The organism is Streptomyces sp. RKAG290, assembly GCF_023701695.1.
GTDB lineage: Bacteria > Actinomycetota > Actinomycetes > Streptomycetales > Streptomycetaceae > Streptomyces.
This window is the reverse complement of the sequence record NZ_JAJOZC010000001.1, coordinates 6,555,029-6,576,570: the sequence shown is the minus strand read 5'-3', so window position 1 is coordinate 6,576,570 and position 21,542 is coordinate 6,555,029. Positions and strand designations below refer to the sequence as shown.

The 21,542-nt window shown below is 71.7% G+C and carries 20 protein-coding genes and 1 pseudogene; 11 read left to right on the top strand and 10 right to left on the bottom strand.

Translation table 11 applies throughout. From position 1 onward, the window contains the following. Positions 1 to 109 precede the first annotated feature (109 nt). Together LNW71_RS29125 and LNW71_RS29120 are read left to right on the top strand one after the other, a co-directional pair. Positions 110 to 2,275, top strand: a complete 2,166-nt coding sequence (locus LNW71_RS29125; protein ID WP_250970918.1) for a prolyl oligopeptidase family serine peptidase — start codon at positions 110 to 112, stop codon at positions 2,273 to 2,275. A 73-nt stretch (positions 2,276 to 2,348) separates the two neighbouring features. Beyond that, complete coding sequence (locus LNW71_RS29120) at positions 2,349 to 2,810, top strand: Rieske (2Fe-2S) protein (protein ID WP_250970917.1); 462 nt, start codon at positions 2,349 to 2,351, stop codon at positions 2,808 to 2,810. A 23-nt stretch (positions 2,811 to 2,833) separates the two neighbouring features. Here the strand turns inward: LNW71_RS29120 and LNW71_RS29115 are convergent, their stop codons facing one another. Further along, a complete protein-coding gene (locus LNW71_RS29115) occupies positions 2,834 to 3,487 on the bottom strand; it encodes a cysteine hydrolase (protein WP_250970916.1) in 654 nt (217 codons plus the stop codon). Positions 3,488 to 3,599: 112 nt separating this feature from the next. Here LNW71_RS29115 and LNW71_RS29110 point away from each other — a divergent pair, with 112 nt between their 5' ends. Continuing rightward, complete coding sequence (locus LNW71_RS29110) at positions 3,600 to 4,079, top strand: pyridoxamine 5'-phosphate oxidase family protein (protein ID WP_250970915.1); 480 nt, start codon at positions 3,600 to 3,602, stop codon at positions 4,077 to 4,079. A gap of 43 nt (positions 4,080 to 4,122) precedes the next feature. Here the strand turns inward: LNW71_RS29110 and LNW71_RS29105 are convergent, their stop codons facing one another. Further along, positions 4,123 to 5,043 carry a LysR family transcriptional regulator gene (locus LNW71_RS29105; protein WP_250970914.1) on the bottom strand — a complete coding sequence of 307 codons (921 nt, stop codon included), beginning with the start codon at positions 5,041 to 5,043 and terminating at the stop codon, positions 4,123 to 4,125. 183 nt (positions 5,044 to 5,226) lie between these two features. On the opposite strand from LNW71_RS29105, the gene LNW71_RS29100 reads away from it, so the two are divergent. Further along, complete coding sequence (locus tag LNW71_RS29100; protein ID WP_250972181.1) at positions 5,227 to 6,201, top strand: DMT family transporter; 975 nt, start codon at positions 5,227 to 5,229, stop codon at positions 6,199 to 6,201. 8 nt (positions 6,202 to 6,209) lie between these two features. Here LNW71_RS29100 and LNW71_RS29095 read toward each other — a convergent pair whose 3' ends face one another. Further along, complete coding sequence (locus LNW71_RS29095; RefSeq protein ID WP_250970913.1) at positions 6,210 to 7,541, bottom strand: aminotransferase class I/II-fold pyridoxal phosphate-dependent enzyme; 1,332 nt, start codon at positions 7,539 to 7,541, stop codon at positions 6,210 to 6,212. 35 nt (positions 7,542 to 7,576) lie between these two features. On the opposite strand from LNW71_RS29095, the gene LNW71_RS29090 reads away from it, so the two are divergent. Continuing rightward, the gene (locus LNW71_RS29090; protein ID WP_250972180.1) at positions 7,577 to 8,272 is read left to right on the top strand and encodes a pyridoxamine 5'-phosphate oxidase family protein; all 696 of its coding nucleotides are present in this window, start codon (positions 7,577 to 7,579) and stop codon (positions 8,270 to 8,272) included. Positions 8,273 to 8,326: 54 nt separating this feature from the next. Here LNW71_RS29090 and LNW71_RS29085 read toward each other — a convergent pair. From LNW71_RS29085 to LNW71_RS29075, 3 genes and pseudogenes are all read right to left on the bottom strand, one after another. Further along, positions 8,327 to 9,324 (bottom strand): annotated as a pseudogene (locus tag LNW71_RS29085) (DMT family transporter). A gap of 157 nt (positions 9,325 to 9,481) precedes the next feature. Continuing rightward, a complete protein-coding gene (locus LNW71_RS29080; RefSeq protein ID WP_250970912.1) occupies positions 9,482 to 10,486 on the bottom strand; it encodes a DMT family transporter in 1,005 nt (334 codons plus the stop codon). 292 nt (positions 10,487 to 10,778) lie between these two features. Next, positions 10,779 to 11,321, bottom strand: coding sequence for a Clp protease N-terminal domain-containing protein (locus LNW71_RS29075; RefSeq protein WP_250970911.1), 543 nt, complete (start codon positions 11,319 to 11,321; stop codon positions 10,779 to 10,781). A 244-nt stretch (positions 11,322 to 11,565) separates the two neighbouring features. Between LNW71_RS29075 and LNW71_RS29070 the strand changes: the two genes are divergently transcribed. Together LNW71_RS29070 and LNW71_RS29065 are read left to right on the top strand one after the other, a co-directional pair. Further along, positions 11,566 to 11,778 (top strand): hypothetical protein, encoded by a 213-nt coding sequence (locus LNW71_RS29070; protein WP_250970910.1) that lies wholly within the window; start codon positions 11,566 to 11,568, stop codon positions 11,776 to 11,778. A gap of 61 nt (positions 11,779 to 11,839) precedes the next feature. Beyond that, entirely contained in the window at positions 11,840 to 12,271 is a 432-nt protein-coding gene (locus tag LNW71_RS29065; RefSeq protein ID WP_250970909.1) for an SRPBCC family protein, read from the top strand. 96 nt (positions 12,272 to 12,367) lie between these two features. On the opposite strand, the gene LNW71_RS29060 is transcribed toward LNW71_RS29065, so the two are convergent. Together LNW71_RS29060 and LNW71_RS29055 are read right to left on the bottom strand one after the other, a co-directional pair. Beyond that, on the bottom strand, positions 12,368 to 12,994 hold the full coding sequence (locus LNW71_RS29060; protein ID WP_250970908.1) for a PadR family transcriptional regulator: 627 nt from the start codon (positions 12,992 to 12,994) through the stop codon (positions 12,368 to 12,370). A 556-nt stretch (positions 12,995 to 13,550) separates the two neighbouring features. After that, entirely contained in the window at positions 13,551 to 14,129 is a 579-nt protein-coding gene (locus LNW71_RS29055; RefSeq protein WP_250970907.1) for a TetR/AcrR family transcriptional regulator, read from the bottom strand. A 91-nt stretch (positions 14,130 to 14,220) separates the two neighbouring features. Between LNW71_RS29055 and LNW71_RS29050 the strand changes: the two genes are divergently transcribed. The 3 genes from LNW71_RS29050 (at position 14,221) to LNW71_RS29040 (ending at position 17,503) form a co-directional block, all read left to right on the top strand. Then, positions 14,221 to 14,667 carry a DUF1772 domain-containing protein gene (locus tag LNW71_RS29050; protein WP_250970906.1) on the top strand — a complete coding sequence of 149 codons (447 nt, stop codon included), beginning with the start codon at positions 14,221 to 14,223 and terminating at the stop codon, positions 14,665 to 14,667. A gap of 320 nt (positions 14,668 to 14,987) precedes the next feature. After that, positions 14,988 to 15,413 carry a DUF4267 domain-containing protein gene (locus tag LNW71_RS29045; RefSeq protein ID WP_250970905.1) on the top strand — a complete coding sequence of 142 codons (426 nt, stop codon included), beginning with the start codon at positions 14,988 to 14,990 and terminating at the stop codon, positions 15,411 to 15,413. 389 nt (positions 15,414 to 15,802) lie between these two features. Continuing rightward, positions 15,803 to 17,503, top strand: coding sequence for a DUF4157 domain-containing protein (locus LNW71_RS29040; RefSeq protein ID WP_250970904.1), 1,701 nt, complete (start codon positions 15,803 to 15,805; stop codon positions 17,501 to 17,503). Positions 17,504 to 17,515: 12 nt separating this feature from the next. Here the strand turns inward: LNW71_RS29040 and LNW71_RS29035 are convergent, their stop codons facing one another. Together LNW71_RS29035 and LNW71_RS29030 are read right to left on the bottom strand one after the other, a co-directional pair. Beyond that, complete coding sequence (locus tag LNW71_RS29035; protein WP_250970903.1) at positions 17,516 to 18,652, bottom strand: hypothetical protein; 1,137 nt, start codon at positions 18,650 to 18,652, stop codon at positions 17,516 to 17,518. Between the two features lie 432 nt (positions 18,653 to 19,084). After that, positions 19,085 to 20,428, bottom strand: a complete 1,344-nt coding sequence (locus tag LNW71_RS29030) for a hydrolytic protein (protein ID WP_250970902.1) — start codon at positions 20,426 to 20,428, stop codon at positions 19,085 to 19,087. Between the two features lie 239 nt (positions 20,429 to 20,667). On the opposite strand from LNW71_RS29030, the gene LNW71_RS29025 reads away from it, so the two are divergent. Continuing rightward, positions 20,668 to 21,363, top strand: coding sequence for a response regulator transcription factor (locus LNW71_RS29025; protein WP_250970901.1), 696 nt, complete (start codon positions 20,668 to 20,670; stop codon positions 21,361 to 21,363). The last annotated feature ends 179 nt before the right edge of the window (positions 21,364 to 21,542 follow it).

Here is a 21,542-nt window from a genome sequence, read left to right as displayed (position 1 = left end):
GCTCCCGCCGCAAGGGGCAGTTGCGGCGGCATCTTCGGCGGCGAACCCGACAGCATAGGGGGTCGGACTGTGATGGATCGAGTGGATTTCGACCTGTCATGGTGTCGCCATGATTCCCCCCTTCCATGGACCGGCCGATGCCCGTGCGACCGCCGCCGAGCGGTTCCCTCTCCAGTTCGCCCGCACCCGGCGGTTCTCGCTCGGGGTGCCCCGGCAGTTCACCGTGTCCCCGGACGGCGAGCGGGTGCTCTTCGTACGGGGCACCTCGGGCACCGACCCGGTGAGCCGGCTCTGGCTGTACGAGAACGGCGCGGAGCGGGTGCTCGCCGATCCACTCGCTCCCGCCTTCGCGGACGACGCGCCGGGCGAGGTGCCGCCGCAGGAGCGGGCCCGGCGGGAGCGGGCCCGGGAGACCTCGTCGGGCGTGGTCTCCTACGCCACGGACGGACCGGCGGTACTCGTGGCCTTCGCGCTGCAGGGCACGCTCTGGGTGGTGCGCACCGATGGCGGGGCCCCGCGCCGGATCGCCACGGCCGGACCCGTCGTCGACCCGCGCCCCTCCCCCGACGGCTCCAGAATCGCGTACGTGTCCAGCGGCGCACTGCGGACCGTACGGGCAGACGGCAGCGATGACCGCACGCTCGCCGCACCGGAGGGCGAGCACGTCACGTACGGGCTGTCCGACTACGTCTCGCAGGAGTCGATCGGGCGCTCGCGCGGCTACTGGTGGTCGCCGCGGAGCGATGCGCTGCTGGTGGCCCGGACCGACACCGCCGGGGTCCGGCGCCGGTACCTCAGCGATCCCGCCCACCCGGAGCGGCCGCCCCGCGTGGTGGCGTATCCGGCCGCCGGCACCCCGAACGCGAAGGTGTCACTGCGTCTGGTGCGGGTGTCGGGGGAAGCGACCGATGTCCGGCTGCCCGGAGCCGCCGGCGCGGAGCACCCCGAGGCCGCCTGGACGGACCCGGCGTTCGAGTACGTCGTGTCGGCGGACTGGGACGGCCGGGGGCCGCTGGTCTCGGTACAGACGCGTGACCAGCGGTCGGTCCACGTGCTGGAGGTGGACGAGGTGTCGGGCGCGACCGTGACGTCGAGCCGCGCCCACGACGGCGCCTGGGTCGCACTGCGGCCCGGCACGCCGCTGCGTCTGGCCTCGGGGGCGCTCGTCGTCCCCGCCCGCCCGGGCGGCGACACCCAGGGCCTGGACATCGGCGGCACTCCGACGCCGCCCGGTCTGGAGGTCCGCGAGGTGGTCGGCGCGGCGGGCGGGCGGGTCTACTTCACCGCGAGTGAGGAGCCGACCGAGATCCACCTCTGGTCCTGCGACGTCGGCGCGCCCGGGGACGGATTCGTCCGCGTCAGCAGCGCACCCGGTGTGCACACGGCCTCGGTCGGCGGACCGACGGTGGTGCTCGACAGCAGGACCCCGGACGGCCACAGCGTGACGGTCCTGCGGTCCGGGGCCGCGGTGGGCCGGATCGCGGTCCTGGCGGAGGAACCGCTCGTGACCCCGCGGCCACTGGCCCTGCGCCTCGGCACGCGGCAACTGCGCAGCAGGCTCTACCTGCCGTCGTGGCACCGGCCGGGCGACGGTCCGCTGCCGGTGCTGCTCAGCCCGTACGCCGGCCACGGCATGCAGGTCGTGCTGAAGGTGCGCACGTGGTGGGTCGCGGTGGCTCAGTGGTTCGCCGAGCAGGGCTTCGCGGTGCTGGTGACCGACGGGCGGGGTACGCCGGGGCGCGGTGAGGCCTGGGAGAAGTCGGTGCACGGCGACCGCCTGACGGCCGTGCTGGAGGACCAGATCGATGCGTTGCGCGAGGCGGCGGCGCTCCACCCCGACCTGGACCTGACGCGGGTGGCGATGCGCGGCTGGTCGTTCAGCGGGTATCTGGCGGCGGCCGCCGTGCTCCGTCATCCGGAGGTCTTCCACGCCGCGGTCGCGGGTGCGGCACCGGCCGACCGGCGGCTCTACGACACCCATTGGGAGGAACGCTTCCTGGGCCACCCGGACGTCCTGCCGGGGAACTACACCCGCAATTCCCTGCTGGACGAGGCCGCGGCCCTGACCCGGCCGCTCATGCTGGTGCACGGTCTTGCCGATGACAATGTGGTTGTGGCCCACACGTTGCGGTTCTCCGCGGCGCTGCTGGCCGCAGGCCGGCCGCATACGGTGCTGCCGCTGTCGGGCGCCGGCCATCTGGTCAGCCAGGAGGCGACGGCGAGCAGTCTGTTGCTGCTGGAGCGGGATTTCCTGAGGAAGTCCCTCGGGCTTTGAACACGGGGTGCCGGCTGCGCGTACCCCTGGACGAAGCGTCGGAGCCAAGTTCACCGTGGAAGGGAAAGCCAGCATGAGCGCATCGCAGGACCACGAGGCCCGCCTCGGACGCCGGACCGTCGTCACCGCGGCCGGCGCCGCCTCGGTGGCTGCCGTACTCACCGCGTGCGGCGGCTCGAAGGAGGCCACCGGTTCCGGCACCGTCAAGCAGGCGGGAGAGGGCGGGGCCGGCGCCGGGGCCGGGGGCGCGGTCCTCGCGAAGACCGCCGACATCCCGGAGGGCGGCGGCAAGATCTTCAAGGAGCAGGGCGTCGTGGTCACGCAGCCCGCGGCCGGTGAGTTCAAGGCGTTCTCGTCCAAGTGCACACACATGGGCTGCGCGGTGTCGAGCGTCGCGGACGGCACCATCAACTGCCCTTGTCACGGCAGCAAGTTCGACGTGGCGACGGGCGGCGTGAAGGCGGGACCCGCCACCGAGCCGCTGCCCGCCACCCCGATCGAGGTGCAGGGCGACTCGATCAGCCTGGCGTCCTAGGGACGGTCGCCCGACCGCCGCCGTCACCCGCGGGGCTGGCCGGTTCCGGCTCGTAGCCAGCAGCCCAGCACGTCGTCCGTGGTCGCGACGGTGGCGACCAGGGCGAGGGTGTTGCGGATCATGGCGGGGGTGTAGTCGGCAGGCACCCCCGCGATGGCGTCGGACGGCACCACCGCCGTGTAGCCGAGGTTCACCGCGTCGAACACCGCGTTGGGAACGGCCACGTTGGCCGATACGCCGGTGACGACGAGAGTGCGACAGCCGAGGTTGCGCAGCAGCGCGTCCACGTCCGTGCCCGCGAGGGGCGAGAGTCCGTGCAGCCTGCGGACGACGAGGTCCTCGTCCGCCACCTCGATCGGCTCGGCGATCCGTACGGCCGTGGTCCCGGAGTGCTGCTGCACGGGCAGCCGCCCTGCGGCGCGGAAGAGGCGGGCGTTGTGGTTGGCGCCGCGTCCGTCGGGGCGGCGTTCGGCCACCGCGTGCAGTACCTGGACCCCGGCCTCATGGGCGGCGGCGACCAGCCGGGCCACGTTGTGCAGCGCGCCCGAGGACCTGGCCTCCTTCGCGAGTTCCGGCAGCGCGCTGGCGGGCCCCACCACCCCCTGCTGGCATTCCACCGTCAGCAGGACTGTGGTGGCCGGATCGATCTGCTCGGCGAGCTGTTCCCTTACCGGCACGGCTGCCCCTCTCGGTGACGGAACGGGCGCGCGAGGCTAACCTCCATTGCGCGATGAGGGAAGAGGCTCCATGATTCCTGACACCTAGTCAGCTATCAGCAGGGGGCTTCCCATGGCAGTCATTCAGCGACGCGGCCGCCGCATCATGATGACGGACGAGGAACGCGACACCTACCTCGCCGAACAGCGCACCTGCCGGGTCGCCACCGTCGGTGCGGACGGCCGCCCGCACATCGGGGCGCTCTGGTTCTGCTGGGACGGCACCTCGCTGTGGATCTACTCGATCACCCGGAGCCTGCGCTGGTCGCAGCTGAGCCACGACCCGAAGATCGCCGTGGTGGTGGACGACGGGGTGGAGTACGGGGAACTGCGCGGCATCGAGCTCTCCGGCGAGGCGGTGTTCGTCGGAGAGGCACCGCGCACCGGCGAGGCCTGCCCCGAACTCGCCGTCCCCGAGCAGCTCTTCGCGGCGAAGTACTTCGGCATGGAGACGATGCCGCACGACGGCCGGCACGCGTGGCTGCGGCTCACTCCGGAGGCCGTCACCTCCTGGGACTTCGGCAAGCTCGCCGGCCTGTCCGGCGGCCGGTAGCGCGTCGTCAGGTGCTGCGTCCGGTTCGGTTGCGGGAGAGCCCTCAGCCCTTCCCGACCGGCTCGTCCAGCTCCCGCCCGGCCTCCCGCAGCGCCGCGACCGCGGCCCTGATCGAGGGACGCCGGTCCGCGTCCGCCCGCCACACGGCGTGGATGTGACGCCTCATCTTCTGCCGTACGGGCACCAGCCGCACCCCGTCGGGCACCGGTCCGCGCCCCAGTCGCGGCGCCACACAGACGCCCATTCCGGCCGCGATCAGAGCGAGTTGCGTGTGATGCTCACCCGCGAGGTGCGCGATGCGCGGCTCGATGCCCTTGGAGCGCAGCGTGAACATCAGCCAGTCGTAACAGAACTCACCCTCGGGCCAGGACACCCAGTCGTCGTCGGCGAAGTCCTCCAACTCCACCTCGGCCCGGTCCGCAAGCGGATGCCCGGCCGGCATCGCGACGTCCGGGGCGTCGTCGAGCAGTTCCGCGGTTGCCAGGCCGCCCGGCACCGGCAGCCGCTTGTTGCTCCAGTCCAGCACCACCGCGACATCCAGGTCGCCTCTGAGCACGGCCCGGATCCCTGCCTCGGGTTCCAGCTCCAGGGTGCGCACCCGCAGTTCGGGGTGGTCCGCGCGCAGGGCCAGCAGTGTCGACGGGAACAGGCCGCGCGCCGCGGTGGGGAACGCACCCAGCCGGATCTCGCCCACCACCTCGCCGCGCTGCGCCTCGATGTCGGACTGGGCGAGCTCGACCTGGGAGAGGATCCGGGCCGCATGGTCGGAGAGGAGCTGGCCCGCGTCGGTGAGCCGGACCCCGCGGCCGTTCCTGGCGAGCAGCTGCTGTCCCACCTCGCGCTCCAGCTTCGCCATCTGCTGCGAGACGGCCGACGTCGTGACGTGCAGCGCCTCGGCCGCGCCACTGACCGAACCCAGCCGGGCGAGGGCGTCCAGGGTGCGCAGGCGCTCCAGATTCAACATGTAAGTGATGCTACGCGGACTCTCGCACAAAGTCTCACTTGTGCTACGAGGTCGGATTCGTCATCGTGGAGTCCATGAGCGCACCCGCACCGCCCGCACCCGAGGCACGGCCGACGGCCGCCGGCACCTCCACCACCACACCGGCCCGGTCCCTCTCCCGCCGGCCCCGCCCGGCGTCCGGCACTGGACTGGCGGCTGCGCTTCGGGGCGCTCTCGCTCATCTGGGGGTTCAGCTTCCTCCTGATCAAGGTCGGCACCGACGGTTACGCACCCTTCCAGGTCACCCTCGGGCGTCTGCTGTCGGGCACGGCGGTGCTGGCCGTGGCCATGGCGGTGAAGCGCGAGCGACTGCCGCGCACCGCCCGCACCTGGGGCCACCTGGCCGTCGCCGCGTTCTTCCTCAACGCGCTGCCGTTCTCGCTCTTCGCGTACGCGGAACTCACCATCCCCTCGACGCTGGCCGGCATCTGCAACGCGACCTCGCCGCTGTGGGGCATGGCGCTGTCGCTCGTCGCACTCTCGGAGGACCGGCCGACCCGCCGCCGTGTCGCCGGTCTCGGGCTCGGCTTCCTCGGCGTGCTGACCGTGCTGGGCGCCTGGCAGGGCTTCTCCGGCCTGGACGTCAGCGGCACGGCGATGGCCCTCCTGGCCTCTCTCAGTTATCCGATCGGCTGGATCTACGTCCGCCGGACGCTGGCGGGCAGCGGCTCGTCGACCCTCGCCCTGACCGGCAGCCAGCTCTTCCTCGGCACCGTGCAGCTCGCTCTGGTGACTCCGCTGTTCACCTCGCTCCCGGCGCGGTTCCCGCTTCTGCCCACGCTGGCGGTGGTGGCACTGGGCGCCCTCGGTACGGGGCTCGCCGTACTCCTGCAGTACGGGCTGGTCACCGAGGTCGGCCCGACCACCGCTCAGATGGTCACCTACTTCATCCCGGTGATCGCCACCGCCGCCGGAGTCACCGTGCTCGGCGAACAGCTGAGCTGGAACACCCCGGTCGGCGCCCTCGTGGTCCTGGCGGGGGCCGCCCTGACCCAGAGCAGGCCCCGGGCCCGCAAGGCGGCCGCCCCGCGGGAACCCGCAGCCTTTCGCGATCGGGGCCCTCATCAGGGCCCTCCGCGTGGATCAGGCCGGACCCACCGGGCCCGGCCCGGACGATAGACACCGGCTCAGCCGTAACTCAGGGGCTTCGCGGGTCCCGCCGCCGCCGCGACCGCATCGGCCAGCGGCCCGATGTCCCCGTCGCCGAGCGGCGACACGGTGATCCGGATGCCCTGGGGCGCGGACAACCGGAACCGGGCCCCGGGCGCCACCGCCCAGCCCGCGTGCAGCAGGCGCGCCACGGCCCCGGTCTCGTCGCTCACCGGGACCCACACGTTCATGCCGCTGCGGCCGTGCGCCTCGACACCCCGGGCCGCCAGTGCCCGCACGAGCGCGTCCCGGCGGTGCGCGTACGACCTGGCCACAGCGAGCGGGTCCACGGCGTGCGAGGACCACAGGTGCACCATCACCCGCTGCAGCAGCCTGCTGACCCAGCCGGGCCCCAGCCGCTGCCGCCCCGACACCCGGTCGGCCGTGACGGCGTCGGCCGTCAGCACGGCGACCCGCAGATCCGGCCCGTACGCCTTGGCAACCGACCGCACGAACGCCCAGCGGTCCGTGGCACCAGCCAGAGGATGCAGCGGCAGGTCGACGATGGCGTGCCCGTGGTCGTCCTCGATGAGCAGCACGCCCCGGTGCCCGGCGAGGACCGCCCGCAGCTCGGCGGCGCGCGCGGCACCGATCGCGGCACCGGTCGGGTTCTGCGCCCGGCCGGTGACGACGACCGCGCGGGCGCCGGCCTTCAGCGCCGCTTCGAGCGCGTCCGGCAGCGGTCCGCCGTCGTCGAGCGAGACGGGGACGGGGCGCATCCCCAACGCCGGGACGAGATCCAGCAGACTGCCCCAGCCGGGGTCCTCGACCGCGACCGCGTCGCCGGGCCTGAGATGGGCGATCAGCACCCGCTCGATCGCGTCGAGCGAGCCCGAGGTGGCGATCACGGGTCCGGCCGGCACGCCGTCGGCGTCGAACATGGATCGCGCGAACGCGGCGAACTCCGGGTCCACGGAAGCCTGCCCGTACATCCCGGGCGCCTGGTCGTAGGCCGCGGCGACCGCCGCGAACGCCTCGCCCAGCGCGGGCAGCAGCGCCGGATCGGGATTCCCCTCTCCCAGGTCCCGCACCCCTGGCGGCGCCTCGACCCGCAGCGATCCACGCTCGGTGCTCGCGGGGCGCGGACGCACCCGGCTGCCTCTGCGCCCGGCCGTCTCGATCACCCCACGCTCGCGCAGGGTGCGATAGGCGGCCGCCACCGTATTGGGATTCACCTCCAGCTGTCCGGCCAACTCCCTCATGGGCGGCAGCACTTGGCCGGGCACCAGCTCCCCCGAACCGACTGCCTGCTCCACGCTGGCGGCAATCTCCGATGCACGCCGCCCGACGATCCGATACTCTCCTAGCACAAACAAGATTATGCACTAGTGCAATGGAGTACGCAATGCCGGACACCGAACTGCCGCAGACCCCGGGCCCGGGCGCCGGAACCGTTTACGAACCCACTGCGCGCACGGTCCCGACCCGCTCACGCGAACGGGCCGCGTACGAGCGCGAACAGATCCACTCGATACTCGACGAGGCCTACGTCTGCCATCTCGGCTTCGTGCGCGACGGGGCACCCGTCGTCCTGCCGACACTCTTCGGCCGGGTCGGCGAGCGGCTCTACGTCCACGGCTCCACCGGGTCCCGCCCGCTGCGGACGGCGGGCGGGAATGACGACGGCCTCGCCGTGTGCCTGACGGTGATGCATGTCGACGGTCTGGTACTGGCCCGCTCCGCCTTCCACCACTCGCTCAACTACCGCTCCGTGGTGGTCCACGGCATCGCCCACACGGTGACCGACCCCGAGGAGCGGCGCACCGCACTCGACGCGATCGTGGAACAGGTGGTTCCGGGGCGGGCCCAGGACTCGCGGCCGGCCAACGAGAAGGAACTGGCGGCCACCGCCGTGATCCGGCTGGACCTGCGGGAGGTCTCCGCGAAGATCCGCACCGGCGGTCCCAACGACGAGCCCGAAGACCTCGCGCTCCCCCACTGGACGGGCGTCGTCCCTCTCACGCGCGGCTTCGCGGCTCCGGTGCCCGCGGACGACCTCGATCCCGCCATCGCGGTTCCGGATTATCTGAGCGCGCTCTGAACCACCCTTGAACGGCGGGCCCGCATCGAAGGATGCGGGCCCGCCGTTCCGGCGTCAGGCCGGGACGGCCGCCTCTCGACGGGCGTTCGCGGCGCTGCGGGTCTCGGCCAGTGCCAGCCCGACCACCGCGGTGAGCAGCAGCAGCGTCCCGGCGACGGTCGCCGCGGTGATCTGCTCGCGGAGCACCACGACGGCGATGACCGCCGCGCTCACCGGTTCGAGCAGCATGATCACCGACACCGTGGCGGCCCGCACCACCGCGGCCCCCGCGAAGTAGAGCGCGTAGGCGAGTGCGGTCGGGATCGCCGCGACGTAGACGAGCAGCGTCACCACCTCCACGGGGTGCGCGGTCCGCGGCACGATCCCCTCACCGGCGGCCATCGGCAGCAGCACGGCCGCCGTGACGGCGAACGCCCAGGTGCTGGTGACGAGTACGTCCGTACCACCGCCGTCACGGCCGAGCCGGCGGGTCAGCAGAGTGATCGCCGCGTAGCCCCCGGCGGAGAGCAGCGCCAGCGCGATACCGGCTGGCCGCACCATGGCGTCGTCGCCGCCGAGGACGAGCACGGCAAGCCCGGCAAGGGCTCCCGCCACCGCGAGCACCCACCGCGGCCGAGCCGCTCACCCATGGTCAGCCGGGCGCCGACGGCGATGAGGACCGGGCCCGCCCCGAGTGTGACGAGGGTCCCGACCGCGAGACCGGTTTCCCGGACCGCGGCGAAGTAGGCGGTCTGGAAGACGGCGAGCCCCACCCCGGTGCCGATGATGCGCACCAGCCGGCGACGCCGGGACTCGGCGTGCACACGGTGGGACGACGCGGCGTAGGCGCTGGTGGACCTACGGGCTGCCCGCCGCGCCGCGCGGAGGGCCAGGGCGGCGAGCAGGAGCACGAGGCCGCCCGCACAGCGCCAGAACGACAGCGCGAGGGCGCCGAGATCACTGGCACCGAAGATCAGCGAGGCGGCGGCTCCGGCCGTACCCCAGGCCACTCCGGCGACGATCAGATAGCAGAGGCTCCGCCCGACGGACAGGCCGGAAGCAGAATTCGACACGTGACTTCTCCAAGGAAGACAGGAAGGTGGTCGCTCGGCTCCGCACGCGGGCAGCGACGAACCGCTCGGGGACTGCCCGAGCCCGGTCTTCGTCAGATGTGGCCGCCCGCGCTAAGCGGCGGGAGGCGGCAGTACGGTCGAATGCATGATCGTCACCCTATGTGGCGGCCCGCTCGGCGGGCAAGGCGATATCGGCCTCGTCGAAGCCACCGCCCGGGCCCGACGCCACGGGCCCGGAGGGCGCCTTGGGCGTCGACGACTGCGCAATGAAGGCGCCGATCAGTACCAGCGAACCACCGATGAGCTGGGGGGCGGCCAGGTGCTCACCGAGCAGTACCCAGGCGAGCACGGTCGCGATGACCGCTTCCAGGCAGGCGACGACACCCGCGACCGCCGGGGACAGCAGCCGGACCGAGATCACGCCGGTGACGTAGGCGATGACCGTGGCCAGCAGCACGATCCAGACGAGCAGCAGCCAGGCCGGCACACTCGTGCCGTTCATGGTGGTGCGTCCGCCGAGAAGGGACCAGTCCATGCCCCACGGCCGGGCCACCACGGTGAGCACAGCGGCCCCGACCAGCAGCCCGTAGGCGATGACGCCGACCGGATGCGGAGGCTCCGTGTCCTGCGCCGAGCCACCGCTGCCCGGGTCGGAGAGGACGAAGTAGCCCACCTGACAGCAGGCCGCGCCGAGTGCGAGCAGCAGCCCGACGGCGTCGAAGCTCAGCCCCGACCACACCTCGACCACGCAGGCCAGGCCGCCGACCGCCAGGACCACACCGACGGCGGCCGCCCGGGTCACCGGGCGGCGCTGGACGAAGCGCACCCAGCCCAGGACGAGCGCCGGCGCCAGGTATTCGACCAGCAGCGCGACCCCGACGGGGATACGGGAGATGGCCGCGAAGTAGCAGGCCTGCACCCCCGCGACGGCGAGCAGGCCGAAGCCCAGCAGCAGTACGGGCCGGCTGCGCACCAGGGCGCGGTGGCGCCAGGCCACGGGCAGCATGACGAGTGCGGCGCCGGCGACACGGAGCCACACCACATGGAGCGGGTCGAGCCCCGCCTCGATCAGTGGCTTGGCCGCCACTCCGGAACCGCCGAACGCGAAGGCCGAGGCGAGGGCGAGTCCCAGGCCGGCGCTTCTTCCCTGAGACGCGTGCATCGGCACATCATGACAGCTGCCGTCAGGAGCGTCATCCCCATGACACCTGACCCGGGTAACACTCCGATGTCATTGGCGCCCCTGACATCCGCCAGGGGCACGCGGCCGCGTGAACCGCCCCTGAACCGCGCGTTGTTCCGGGCGAATGCCCTGCGCCCCGGCGCCGCCCGGCCGGACCAGGGAGCGGGGTCCGGTGGGTGCGGCCCCGAGGCGGAGCATCGAGGCATGGCGGAACCATGACGGGTGACGCCGGCGCGGCAGATGTGCGTGCCGGACCCCGCGAGCCCGGCAGTCACCCCCGGCCGGGGGCCTCGACGATCCGCGCCGCGAGCAGCGCCGCGTCGACACCCGCCCGCTCCAGCACCTCCACGGCCCGGCACTCCCGGTCCGCCGCCAAGGCCGCGAGCAGGTCGAGGCCACCGGCCCGCTCCTGCCCGCGGTGGCGGGCGCGCCGGTGCGCTTCCTCCATCGCGCGCGCCGCGCAGGGCGACCAGCCCTCCGCCCTCGCGTCCGGCAGGGCCGACGCCACCGCGAGCGCTCCGGGGTCCTCGACGGAGCCCTGCCAGCGGAGCCCGTACCCGATGCTGCGCTGCACGAGGTAGCCGAGCACCCTGGCCAGTTGCGGTCCGCCGGCGAAGGAGGCGCGAACCTCCGGGTCGGACTCGATCAGGGAGTGCAGCAGATGCGCCGTGTCGATCTGGCGGTCGCCGTCGCGGAGCGCGCGCCTGCGCGCACCCGTCACGACGGCGGCCAGCTCGGCGGTGAGCCTGGCATCGGTCTCGGCACGATGGTTCGGTGCGGGCTGCTCAGGGATCCGCGGGGTCCGGTTCTGCACACTCCCACCTCATCAGCCCCGGCGGGCCGGAACGTCCCCGGAGAGGCCCATTGACGCATCCCACCCGAGTTGGGCACAGAAGTACGGTCCCTCCTCCTTACGGATGAGATCGCGCCATTGCGGGATCCGATCCCGCAAAACGGCGCGCGCCGCCTTGCCTCGCGCTCCTGGAGCAACCGGAAGCCTCCCGGCGTACGTCCCACAAGGCCTGAGCGCTGTTGCGGTGGCAGGAGGGGTGCCGGAGGTGAGCTGGCTCGTCGCCCTGCCCGCACTCGACGGGCGCGACTATGTCTACCGGGTCCACGCGCCCGGCGACGCCCTGCTCGCGGACCTCTTCTGGGCGGCGTTCCACTGCCACGACGAGGGGCCGTACCCACGCGCCTGCGACCGCTTCGACGCGGCACGGATCTGGCGGGCCGGAACGGACCCCGCAGATCTGACACTTCATCAGTATTGAATGTTCTCGCCGCTGCGGCTACGTTCCGCGACACCGTAACCCGCCGAGAAGGGGTGGTCGCATGGCCGAAGTCAGTGCAGAGACGCGCATCGAGGCACCGGCCGGGAAGGTCTGGGCCCAGCTGACCGACTTCAGCACGTACGGGGAGTGGAACGCCACCCACACCAGCTTCCCCAAAGGCGGCCCGGACGTGCTCGAACTCGCGGGCACCTATGAGGAGAACCTGAAACTCATGGGGTTCCCCGCCGAGGTGACCTGGACGGTGTCGGAGCTGGAGAGCGGCCGCCTGCTGACGACCACGGGGAAGGGCCCGATGGGCGTCAACCTGAAGATGCGCTATGCGCTGACACCGGACGGGGATGCCACCACCGTCCGCATCGACGGCGAGTTCACCGGGGCGGCGGTCTCCTTGATGGCCGGCAAGCTCAAGGACTCGGCCACCGCCGCCCTGAACGAGTCACTGCGCAAACTCGACGGGCTGGTCGTCGCCTGACGACCGGCCGGCCACACCTGACAACGGAAAGGGCCCCCGCGGCACAGCCGCGGGGGCCCTTCGACGCACAGCTCCTCAGCCGTCGCACCAGCCGGCTCAGTGCTCGCCGGCGAGAATGAGGTAGAGCTTCTTGCGGGCGTCGTTGATGACCGTGAGCGCCTTCTCGCGCTGATCGGCCGAACCGGTCTTCCAGACCTGCCCGAACGCCTCCATCAGACCGAACCCGGCCTGCCGGATCTCGTTCACGCCCTCCCAGTCGACGCCTCGTCCGGCCTCCTCCCAGGGGGCTTCCGGACCCGACTCCGCCTCGGCGGTGCCGGTGTCGGTCAGCGTGAACAGCTTCTTGCCGCCCTCGCTCGCACTGACGATCAGGCCCTCGTCCTCCAGCAGCTGAAGGGTCGGGTACACCGAGCCGGGGCTGGGCCGCCAGGCCCCGCCACTGCGCTCGCCGATCTCCTGGATCATCTCGTAGCCGTGCATCGGCCGGTCCTTCAGCAGGGCCAGGATCGAGGCACGCACGTCACCGCGACGCGCCCTTCCCCGGCCGCCGCCCCGGCCGCGTCCGCCACCGAAGGGGCCTCCACCGAAGGGACCGCCACCGAAGGGCGGACCGAACTGACCGAAGGCCGCCCGGCGCCCCTCGAAGTCACCCCGGCCGCGCTCGCCCGGCCCGCAGGGGCCGTGTCCATGCCCGTGTCCATGCTCATGTCCGTGTGATCGCATCACTGCACTCCTTATATCGTTGATCTGTCGCGATGCGTCAACGATATATCGGAACCGGTCGCTTGACAATCCCCTGGCCGACAGACATGGGAAGCGGTGCGCGGGTACGCCCTGCCGGCCTGAGCTTGAACGAGCCGGCCGAGGAGCACGTCAAAGGCCAGGTCAAGGCGCACACGCAAGCCAGATCGAGGCCGGGGGCGGAGGTTGCGGCCCGTCGCCCGGAAGCGGGCCGGCCACGCCGGGCCGTCGCCGAAGCACCACAGCGTCACCCTCGACGAGGACGACGAGGACGACGAGGCACCGGCGGGGGACGCGGTGCCGGGGGGTGACGCGGTGCCGGGAGTGACGCGGTGCCGGGAGTGACGCGGTGCCGGGGGACCTAGAGGGTCGCGCTCAATGAGCATCGCCGCGCCCATGGGACGGCCGCCCGTCCGAGGTACGAGGCGCGGCGATCTTCGGCTGCGCCGCGTGGGCCCGAGTGATCGGAAAGGGATGCCGCAGGCAGGTGGCGCCGGGACCCGAAGGGCCCCGGCGGCGTGACAGCCGGGGTGGCGTGTCAGACCACGGCGAGCCGGTCCACCAGCAGCTCCACCCGCTGCGCGGCCTCCTCCGGCAGCAGCCGTCCCGCCCGGGTCAGGGTCGCAAGACCGTGCAGGGACGCCCAGAACACCTCGGTGAACAGCCCCGGGGGGACGCCGCCCCCTGCGACCTCGCCCAGGGTCTCCAACAGCGCGGCGAAGGCGTCCTTGAGAGGTTCCGGGGTGTCCTCGTCCGCGAAGGCCAAGCCGCCGTCGAGCTGGAACAAGGCGTCGTAGACCGCCGGGTGGTGTGCGGCGAACTCGAGGTAGGCGCGGGCGAGCGCGGCGACCCGGGCGCGCGGGCCGTCCGCGGTGGCTGCCGCGCCCCGCACCACCGCCGCCATCTCGGCGGCGCCCTCCAGGGCGACGGCACCGATGATCTCGCGCTTGCCGCGGAAGTGGCTGTAGAGGACGGGCTGGCTGTACTCGATGCGCTCGGCGAGCCGGCGGGTGGTGACCGCGTCCCAGCCCTGCTGCTCGGCGAGTTCGCGGGCCGTCGCCACGATGAGGCGTTCGCGTTCCGCCCGTTCGCGCTGCTTGCGCTCCTGTACCGACATGACTCGATTCTAGCACCGCTAGACAATCGAGCATAGGTAGTACTAGCGTTGCCTCATCACCTAGCGATGCTAGATCCCAGGGGGAGCCGTCATGTTCAACGCATTCGAGGTCATCACCACAGTGGTCGTCGGCGTCATGGTGGGCGTGGAGTTCTCCGTCGCCTTCGTCATCAACCCGATCCTCAACGCACTCCCCGAGGACAGCGGCCAACTCGGCCGCGCGCACGGGGGTCGGATGCTCGGCGCCGTGATGCCGGTCTGGTACATCGGCTCGCTCGTCCTCGTCGCGTTCTGGGCCATCACCCGTTGGCACCACCACGGCACCGGCCTCGTCGTCACCGCCGGCGCGCTGCTGATGCTCAGCGTGATCATGTCGGTTCTGCTGCTCGTCCCGATCAACAACCTGAGCAAGACGTGGACCCCCGATAACCGGCCGGCCGACTGGAAGGAGCAGATGAACCGCTGGGACCGCTTCCACTACGTCCGCGTCGCCGTCATCATCGCCGCCTTCGCCCTGCTGGTCGCCGCCCTCACCTGAGCTCGCGGGCTCACCCGGCATGCGCTGGTCATCGCGTCATGTCGACGGCCCTTCGCCCCGACGGCCCTTCCCCCGACGGGGGTGAGTGCGACAGGACTTCGCGATTACTGACCCGCGGCCGGACGCCGCACTCGCCCGGCGGCCGTCGGCCCCGATTCCCGACATCCGGGAGTGCGGCTGCCGATCGGATCCCACCACGGCGATACCGGCAGACCACGCCCCCCGACCGGCCGCGTCCGCCCGGCCGGCTCAAGCTCCACGCGACTCAGCGAGCTCCACGAAGCTCACCAAGCCGACGAAGAATGGCAAGGAGAAGAACCATGTCGTTGCAGAAGATCAACACCGTCCTGGCCGCCGCCTTCATCCTCTTCATCCTCTGGTTCGGGATGGAGTTCATCCTGAGCCCGGAGACGACGGCGCCGGGCTTCGGCCTGCCGACCTGGCCGTCCGGCGACGGCGACGGCTTCCTCATCATCAAGGGAATCCGCGACGTCGTCCTGGCCCTGGTCCTGGGCGTCCTGCTGGTGACAGGCCAGCGTCGGGCGCTGGCCTGGGCGCTGCTGGTGGAGGCCCTCGCCGCGTACGGCGACATGGCCACCGTGCTGGCCCACCACGGCTCCCTGGCCACCGCGCTCGGCGTCCACTGCCTGACCGCGACACTGATGGTGGCCAACGGCCTGCTGATCATGCGCGAGACCCGCAAGGCCGCGCCCGCTCCGGCAACGGCCGCACCGCAGCCCGCCTGACGCCACCTTGGCACCTGTCGGAATTCGCCTGTCAACGCCTGCCAGGGGGCGAGTCCCTGGGGTCTTCCGTTTGGATCAGGCCGGATCAGGGAGCGGGGTCCGGTGCTGTGCCTCCCAAGGCGGAGGAAGGAGCCCACGCGGAGCGTCGGCGACCGACGACAACGCCGCGAGGTGCGGCGCCGGGGCACGCGAGCCCGGCCTGATCCAAACGAGAAGTCCCAGGTCCACGAGGGGCGCCGGGACCGGTCGGCTCGGGGTGGCCGGCCCGCCCGCAAGGGCAGCCCCATGATGCGTTTCTGCAAACGACGCTGCCCCCGCTGTGCCTCAAGCGCCCTGCCGGACCCCCGCATCGTGCGCTATTGCTGGAATCTCACGATGGGAGGTGCGAGATGCCGACGCACGAACGGCGGGACCGGCACGAGGTGCGGGAGACCGACGCAGGGCGCAAAACGGCTGCCCGGACGGCGGCGCCGTCCGACACGGGCGCCGTGCAGGCCGACCCCCGTCGCCCGCTGCGGCCCGAGGAGGTGACGGCGCTGCAGCGGTCGGCGGGCAACGCGGCGGCAGCCGCCGCGGTACAGCGGTCGTCGGTGCACCACGTCCTCAACGGTTCCAGCCGGCCGCTGGACGACTCCGTGCGCGGTGAGATGGAGAACCGCTTCGGAACCGACTTCGGTGACGTGCGCCTGCACACCGGGCCGGCCGCCGAACGCTCCGCGGCCGACATCGGTGCCCGCGCGTACACCGCCGGGAGCCATGTCGTGATCGGGCGCGGCGGAGGCGACAAGCACACGCTGGCTCATGAGTTGACACACGTGGTCCAGCAGCGCCGTGGCCCCGTCTCCGGCACCGACTCCGGTCACGGCTTCGCCCTGTCCGATCCCGGGGACCGCTTCGAGAAGGCGGCGGAGGCCAACGCGCACAAGGTCATGGCGGGCCCGGCCCCCGAGGCGGCGCCCGCCGGGGACCACGTTCAGCGGGCGCCGGCCACGGACACGGCCGGCGCGGGCGCGGACCCCGCAGCGGTGCAGCGGGCCATGACGACGGCGACCGAGGACGCGACCGTGGCCCACTACACGCCGACCAAGGCCGGTACCGGCACCGCGCAGGACCTGCGCGTCAAACGCCCGAGGACGGTGACCGGCGACGTCAACAAGACGGGGACGGCGGGCCGGCCCGCGGCGCCCAACCCCATCGCGGTGAAGACCCTCCAGCAGGCGTACAAGGCGCAGGCCTCGGGCAACAAGTGGAAGGTTCCCAGCGACGCCGACGTGTGGCGGGACCTCTTCGGCGGAGCCGGCTACGACCGTGGCCACGTCATGGGGCTGGAGGTCGGCGGCCAGGACGACCCGAAGAACATCGTGCCCCAGTGGTCCCTGAACCAGGGCACCGGCATGTGGCGGCGGATCGAGCAGGAGCTGGCGGACCTCGGATCCGGCACGGTGCGCTTCCAGGTGCACTACGCGTCGGCCAGCGGGAACCACCGCACCGTGATGGTCCCGACGAGGATCGACATCGAGCACAACAGCGCCCCGTACAAGTCGTGGGGAAACGAGCCGGACACCAACGACCTGATCAGGGCGGGTGCCGACCCCAGCGACCTGTTCGACTTCTACGCCGACGCGATGGAGGAGAAGCACTACGCGCAAGGGCAGCAGCTGACAGCTGACGAGATGCAGGACTTCGTCCTTGCCGCGATGGCGCGCGACCGGGCCGACAACCTTGCCCAGATCGACTATCACGACACCGTCACCCAGGGCGGAACTCCCGGGGCCAGCACCGCCGACGCGCACGCCGCCGGCATGACCCGGAGCACCATTCCGGCCGACCGCCGCAAGAAGACGATCGAGAAGTACGTCGACGCGGGCCTGGTCAGCCGCAGTGGCACCGGTGACAAGGCCGTGTACACGCTGCACGACGTCCCCGCGCCTGCGTCCGACAGCGACTCGAGTTCCAGCAGCAGCTCCGACACCGAGATGTCCGAGGAGTCGCAGTCGCAGGGCCGGACGATCCTCAGCGTCACGTTCGACTCGCAGAGCAGCGGCGACGAGTACCAGGAGGGCGGCAGCCCCATGTCGACCTCCCCCTGAGTGCCCGTGCCGTCAGGCGGCGGTGCCGGGCGATTCCGGCCGGGGCGAGGCGAGCGCGGAGTTGGCGCGGGTGTTGTGCGGGGTCGTGGAGGCCCGGAAGCGCAGGTTCGCGCCGAACCTCCCGAACAGCTGGGTCACGAAGGCGTCCAACTGGTCGATCTCCTCCTCGCGTGAGTAGACGTCGGCGAGCGCGGCCCGCTGCTCCAGGTCGATCTGCCGTTGTTCGCCCCGCCAGGCGTCGTCGGACGGCGCCTTGGGCAGCGCGTCGAACTCCTGCTGCGTGCGGACATGGAAACTGTCGACGGGTTCAAGGACGTGCGCGCCACCGGCGGGGTCGGGCGTGGCGTGGTAGACGACGAAGACGAGACCGTCGGCGTCGCCGCTCTCGATCCGTGTCCGCAACTCGGGCCACTCGAGGGCGGTGAGCACGCTCGAGTCGGTGGCGCCGTCCAGACTGTGGGCAGTGACCTGGCCGGTCAGCCCCTGGACGTACGACGTCGACAGCTGCCGCCAGAGTTCGGCCAGGGCGTCGGACGAACTCCAGGTGGGGAGGCCGAAGAGGAGGCCGTCGAAGATGCGTCCCTGCACGGATGCCTCCAGCACCACGCCCCGTCCGACGTTCGCGTCCTCGGTGGGGATGGCGGAGCCCATTTTCGACCAGACCTGGCCGTGGTCGGCGGAGGCGTCGGCCACCCGGTCGAGCGCGTCCTCGAACCCGTCCTTGTCCTGGTGTCGCTTGTACCAGGAGTACTGGACCCTGTGCCCCTGGATGCTCCTGTGCTGGAACCCGTCGATGATCCCGCCGATGGCCGGGCCGTCGACCGTGGTGGGCTGCCCGGCCCGCACATCGGCCTCGATGTTGTCCAGAAAGGCGGCGACTGCGGAGCAGAAGCCGGGCATCGCGGACAGTCTGCCGATCTTGTTGATCCGCTGCCACAACTCGGTCTTGTCCTGGACGAACCTGATGGCCCGTGCGTCGGCCGGCGTCATCGTGGAGTGTGCGGACCCCTGCGAGTTGCCCGATTCCTGCGACGCGTGCGACTTCTGCGACTCCTCGGACTTCTCCGAGGCGCGCGAAGGCGGGCGCGAGGACTCTGGCGTCCTCTGTACGACGGCGTCGGGGCCGTGTTCACGGGCCTCCTCGACCATGCGGCTCACCGTGGTGTTGCCCGCGGATCTCTGAAGTGCGAGGAGGGGCTGTGCGGACGGGGCGGCACGCCCCGCTTCGGCCCGCGTAGCCCCTGGCTCGCCGTCCCGACCAGTGCGGTGCCGGTGTGCTCGCACAGTGCTCCTCCCGACGGCCACAGCGCACAGCGGCCGCGCGCCGAGGGGCACGGCCGCTGACCTCCTGCTATGCCCCCTCGGCCGCTCCGAGCGGCAGCCAAGATCCAGCCAAATTTTCAGGGTCCCGATGAGGCTGCCCACGCCGCCACATCCGGGTATTTGGACGACGACACCAGAACATAGGAGCGTAAAGAGGGCATCCGTTCCAGATGGCTCAGGGTCCGATTTCCGGACGCGCAGGGATTCCTCCTCTTTGCACCAGGGCAAAGTTTCACCGACCATGTTCTTGACACCTGGTCACCTGGTGCTGCTGAGCACACCGCTCACGTTGAGTACCTCATGGCAGTTCTGCGCACGCCGCCCCGTGGCAGGCGTGCCCGGCTTCGCACAGGTCACCTGGGCCGTCACCGTGTCGTTCTCGGCGATCCTGATGGGGGTGACCCAGTGGTAGTCCTGATTCCGGAAGGTCTCCAGCGCAATCGTGGTGATCTTGCGTTTGCCGAAGTTGATGGTCAACACCCCTTCATCGCCCTGGAAGTTCGCGACGACGATGTCAGTGACCTCGAACACCTTGCCCGCAGGCACCTTGTACGTGCCGGTCTCGCCCGGTCCGGTGGATGTCTGAAGATCGATGGTGGCCGAACTCTGCTCGCCGGCCCTGCCGCCGCTGCCGCTGCCGCTGCCGGTATCGGTGCCCGTGCCGTCGCCGCCGGTCCCCGGCTTCGCACTCGAACCGCCGCCACCGGGCTTCCGGTCGGACCCCGCACCGGTCCCCTGATCCGGGTCGTCGGCCCCGCCCGGCGTCGGGCGCGGCTGGATGACTGCGTCGACCGCGTCCCTGGCCGTGCTGCGCACAGCGGGCCGCACCAGGGTGAACCAGGCGAGCAGCAGCGCAAGGATCGCGGCGAGCACGGCGAGCAGCCACTTGGGGAAGACCGGTATCTGGACGAACTCCGCGTCCAGCGGCGCCCGGAGGGCCTGGGCATCGGCGGGCTCCGGGTGGTCGGCGTCCCGGCCGCTCTCGGTGACCGCGACGGTGAAGGGCCAAACCACCGGACTGCCGAACCACACCGGCTTCCCGGTACGCACCCGCAGACCCACTTCGACCGACTCGCCCGGCTCCAGTTTCCGTGCCGTCGGGCGGAACGCGAATGCCAGCTCCTCGCCCGGCTGAGCGGCCTTGAAGCCCAGCTGCACCGGGGCGTTGCCCTCGTTGCGCAGCGCCAGCCGGTACCGGCCGCGCAGCCAGCCGCGGCGTCGCCGAGGAGCGATCTCGGTGCGCAGCAGGCGGAACTCCTCGATACGCACGGTGGTCTCGGGGACCCGTACCGCATCGGGATGTTCGGTGGGCAGCACCCGGACGGCGAGGGGGACCTCGCCCATCCGCACCTCCGAGGAGCGCGGCGGGTCCAGCCGGATCGTCACCGTCTCCGACGTACCGGGGTAGAGGGAGACGCGTTCCGGTTCGACGGTGGCCCATGCGGCGCAGTCGCCGATGACCTCCAGGTGGTACGCCTCGACGATGTCGCTGTCATTACGGACGGTCAGGCTGGTGGACGCGGTACCGCCAGGGGCCACCGACACCTCGGGGATGTCGAGACCCGGCGCACCGGGGTTGGGAGAGGCTGTTGGAGACGTCACGCGCCGACGCTACGACGCCCCTCCCGGCCCCGGGAGAGGCCCCGGGGCAACGCACCGGGCAGTGGCGGTGCCCCTGCACACTCCGGCCAACGACCTTTCCAAAGACCTCTGTTGGCCTCCACGCCGACAGTGACGAGCCATTCCGGGCAGCCGTCTCCGGCTACCGAGCACCACCGTTCCCTCCGCGGGCACATCGGCCGCACCCCCCACACACGCATACGGAACAGGTATTGACACCCATGACCTGCCTTCAGGCGAGCAGCACCGCCCCTTCGTCCGCCACCCGGTGGCCGGCACGTACGGACCGTCCCGAGCGTGTCTCCGTGGCCGTCTACGCGCCGGACCCGATCCTGCACGTCGGAGTGGTCCAACAGCTCCGCCAGCGGCCCGAGATCGACTTCAAGGACGCCGCCGACGCCGACCAGGCCCAGGTGTCGCTCGTCGTCGTGGACGCCGTGGACAACGAGACGTCCGCTCTGTTGAACCGGCTGCGGCACAACGCCACCACCCGCACCGGCCTGGTGGTCGGCACCTTCGAGTCCGGGGACGCACTGCAACGGGCGATCGACTCCGGTGTCGCGGCGGTGCTGCGGCGCGCCGAGGCCGACCAGGACCGGCTCCTGCGCCTGGTCCTGGCCATAGCCAACGGCGAGGGCGTGCTCCCCGGTGATCTGCTGGCGAAGCTGCTCAGCCACGTGGGCAGTCTCCAGCGCTCGGCACTCGACCCGCGCGCCATATCGCTGTCGACGCTGACCTCGCGCGAGGCGGAGATGCTGCGGCTGGTCTCCGACGGGATGGACACCGCGGAGATCGCCCGCAAGACCTCGTTCTCCGAACGCACCGTCAAGAACGTTCTGCACGAGGTCATTACGCGACTGGAACTGCGCAACCGCGCCCACGCCGTCGGCTACGCGCTGCGCAACGGCCTCATCTGACCGCCCGGCAGCCCACAGCCGGCCCGACGGCCGCCTCGCCACTGCCTGAAAGCGCACCGAGCGTTCCCCCGGGTGCGTCCTGCGGGCCCTGCCGCTCCTGGCCCTGCGGGACGCAGGATGGCCGGCATGTGTGCGACGGCGGAATTCGAACTGCGGGGTGGGCCGTGACAGGCACGGAT

What these genes read in the sequence shown, in the direction of transcription:
- LNW71_RS29040 (WP_250970904.1), top strand. Translation starts at nt 15,803, where the DNA reads ATGCCGACGCACGAACGGCGGGACCGGCACGAGGTGCGGGAGACCGAC.
- LNW71_RS29080 (WP_250970912.1), bottom strand. Translation starts at nt 10,486, where the DNA reads ATGCACGCGTCTCAGGGAAGAAGCGCCGGCCTGGGACTCGCCCTCGCC.
- LNW71_RS29105 (WP_250970914.1), bottom strand. Translation starts at nt 5,043, where the DNA reads ATGTTGAATCTGGAGCGCCTGCGCACCCTGGACGCCCTCGCCCGGCTG.
- LNW71_RS29065 (WP_250970909.1), top strand. Translation starts at nt 11,840, where the DNA reads ATGGCCGAAGTCAGTGCAGAGACGCGCATCGAGGCACCGGCCGGGAAG.
- LNW71_RS29055 (WP_250970907.1), bottom strand. Translation starts at nt 14,129, where the DNA reads ATGTCGGTACAGGAGCGCAAGCAGCGCGAACGGGCGGAACGCGAACGC.
- LNW71_RS29120 (WP_250970917.1), top strand. Translation starts at nt 2,349, where the DNA reads ATGAGCGCATCGCAGGACCACGAGGCCCGCCTCGGACGCCGGACCGTC.
- LNW71_RS29045 (WP_250970905.1), top strand. Translation starts at nt 14,988, where the DNA reads ATGTCGTTGCAGAAGATCAACACCGTCCTGGCCGCCGCCTTCATCCTC.
- LNW71_RS29060 (WP_250970908.1), bottom strand. Translation starts at nt 12,994, where the DNA reads ATGCGATCACACGGACATGAGCATGGACACGGGCATGGACACGGCCCC.
- LNW71_RS29050 (WP_250970906.1), top strand. Translation starts at nt 14,221, where the DNA reads ATGTTCAACGCATTCGAGGTCATCACCACAGTGGTCGTCGGCGTCATG.
- LNW71_RS29110 (WP_250970915.1), top strand. Translation starts at nt 3,600, where the DNA reads ATGGCAGTCATTCAGCGACGCGGCCGCCGCATCATGATGACGGACGAG.
- LNW71_RS29035 (WP_250970903.1), bottom strand. Translation starts at nt 18,652, where the DNA reads ATGGTCGAGGAGGCCCGTGAACACGGCCCCGACGCCGTCGTACAGAGG.
- LNW71_RS29025 (WP_250970901.1), top strand. Translation starts at nt 20,668, where the DNA reads ATGACCTGCCTTCAGGCGAGCAGCACCGCCCCTTCGTCCGCCACCCGG.
- LNW71_RS29090 (WP_250972180.1), top strand. Translation starts at nt 7,577, where the DNA reads ATGCCGGACACCGAACTGCCGCAGACCCCGGGCCCGGGCGCCGGAACC.
- LNW71_RS29125 (WP_250970918.1), top strand. Translation starts at nt 110, where the DNA reads ATGATTCCCCCCTTCCATGGACCGGCCGATGCCCGTGCGACCGCCGCC.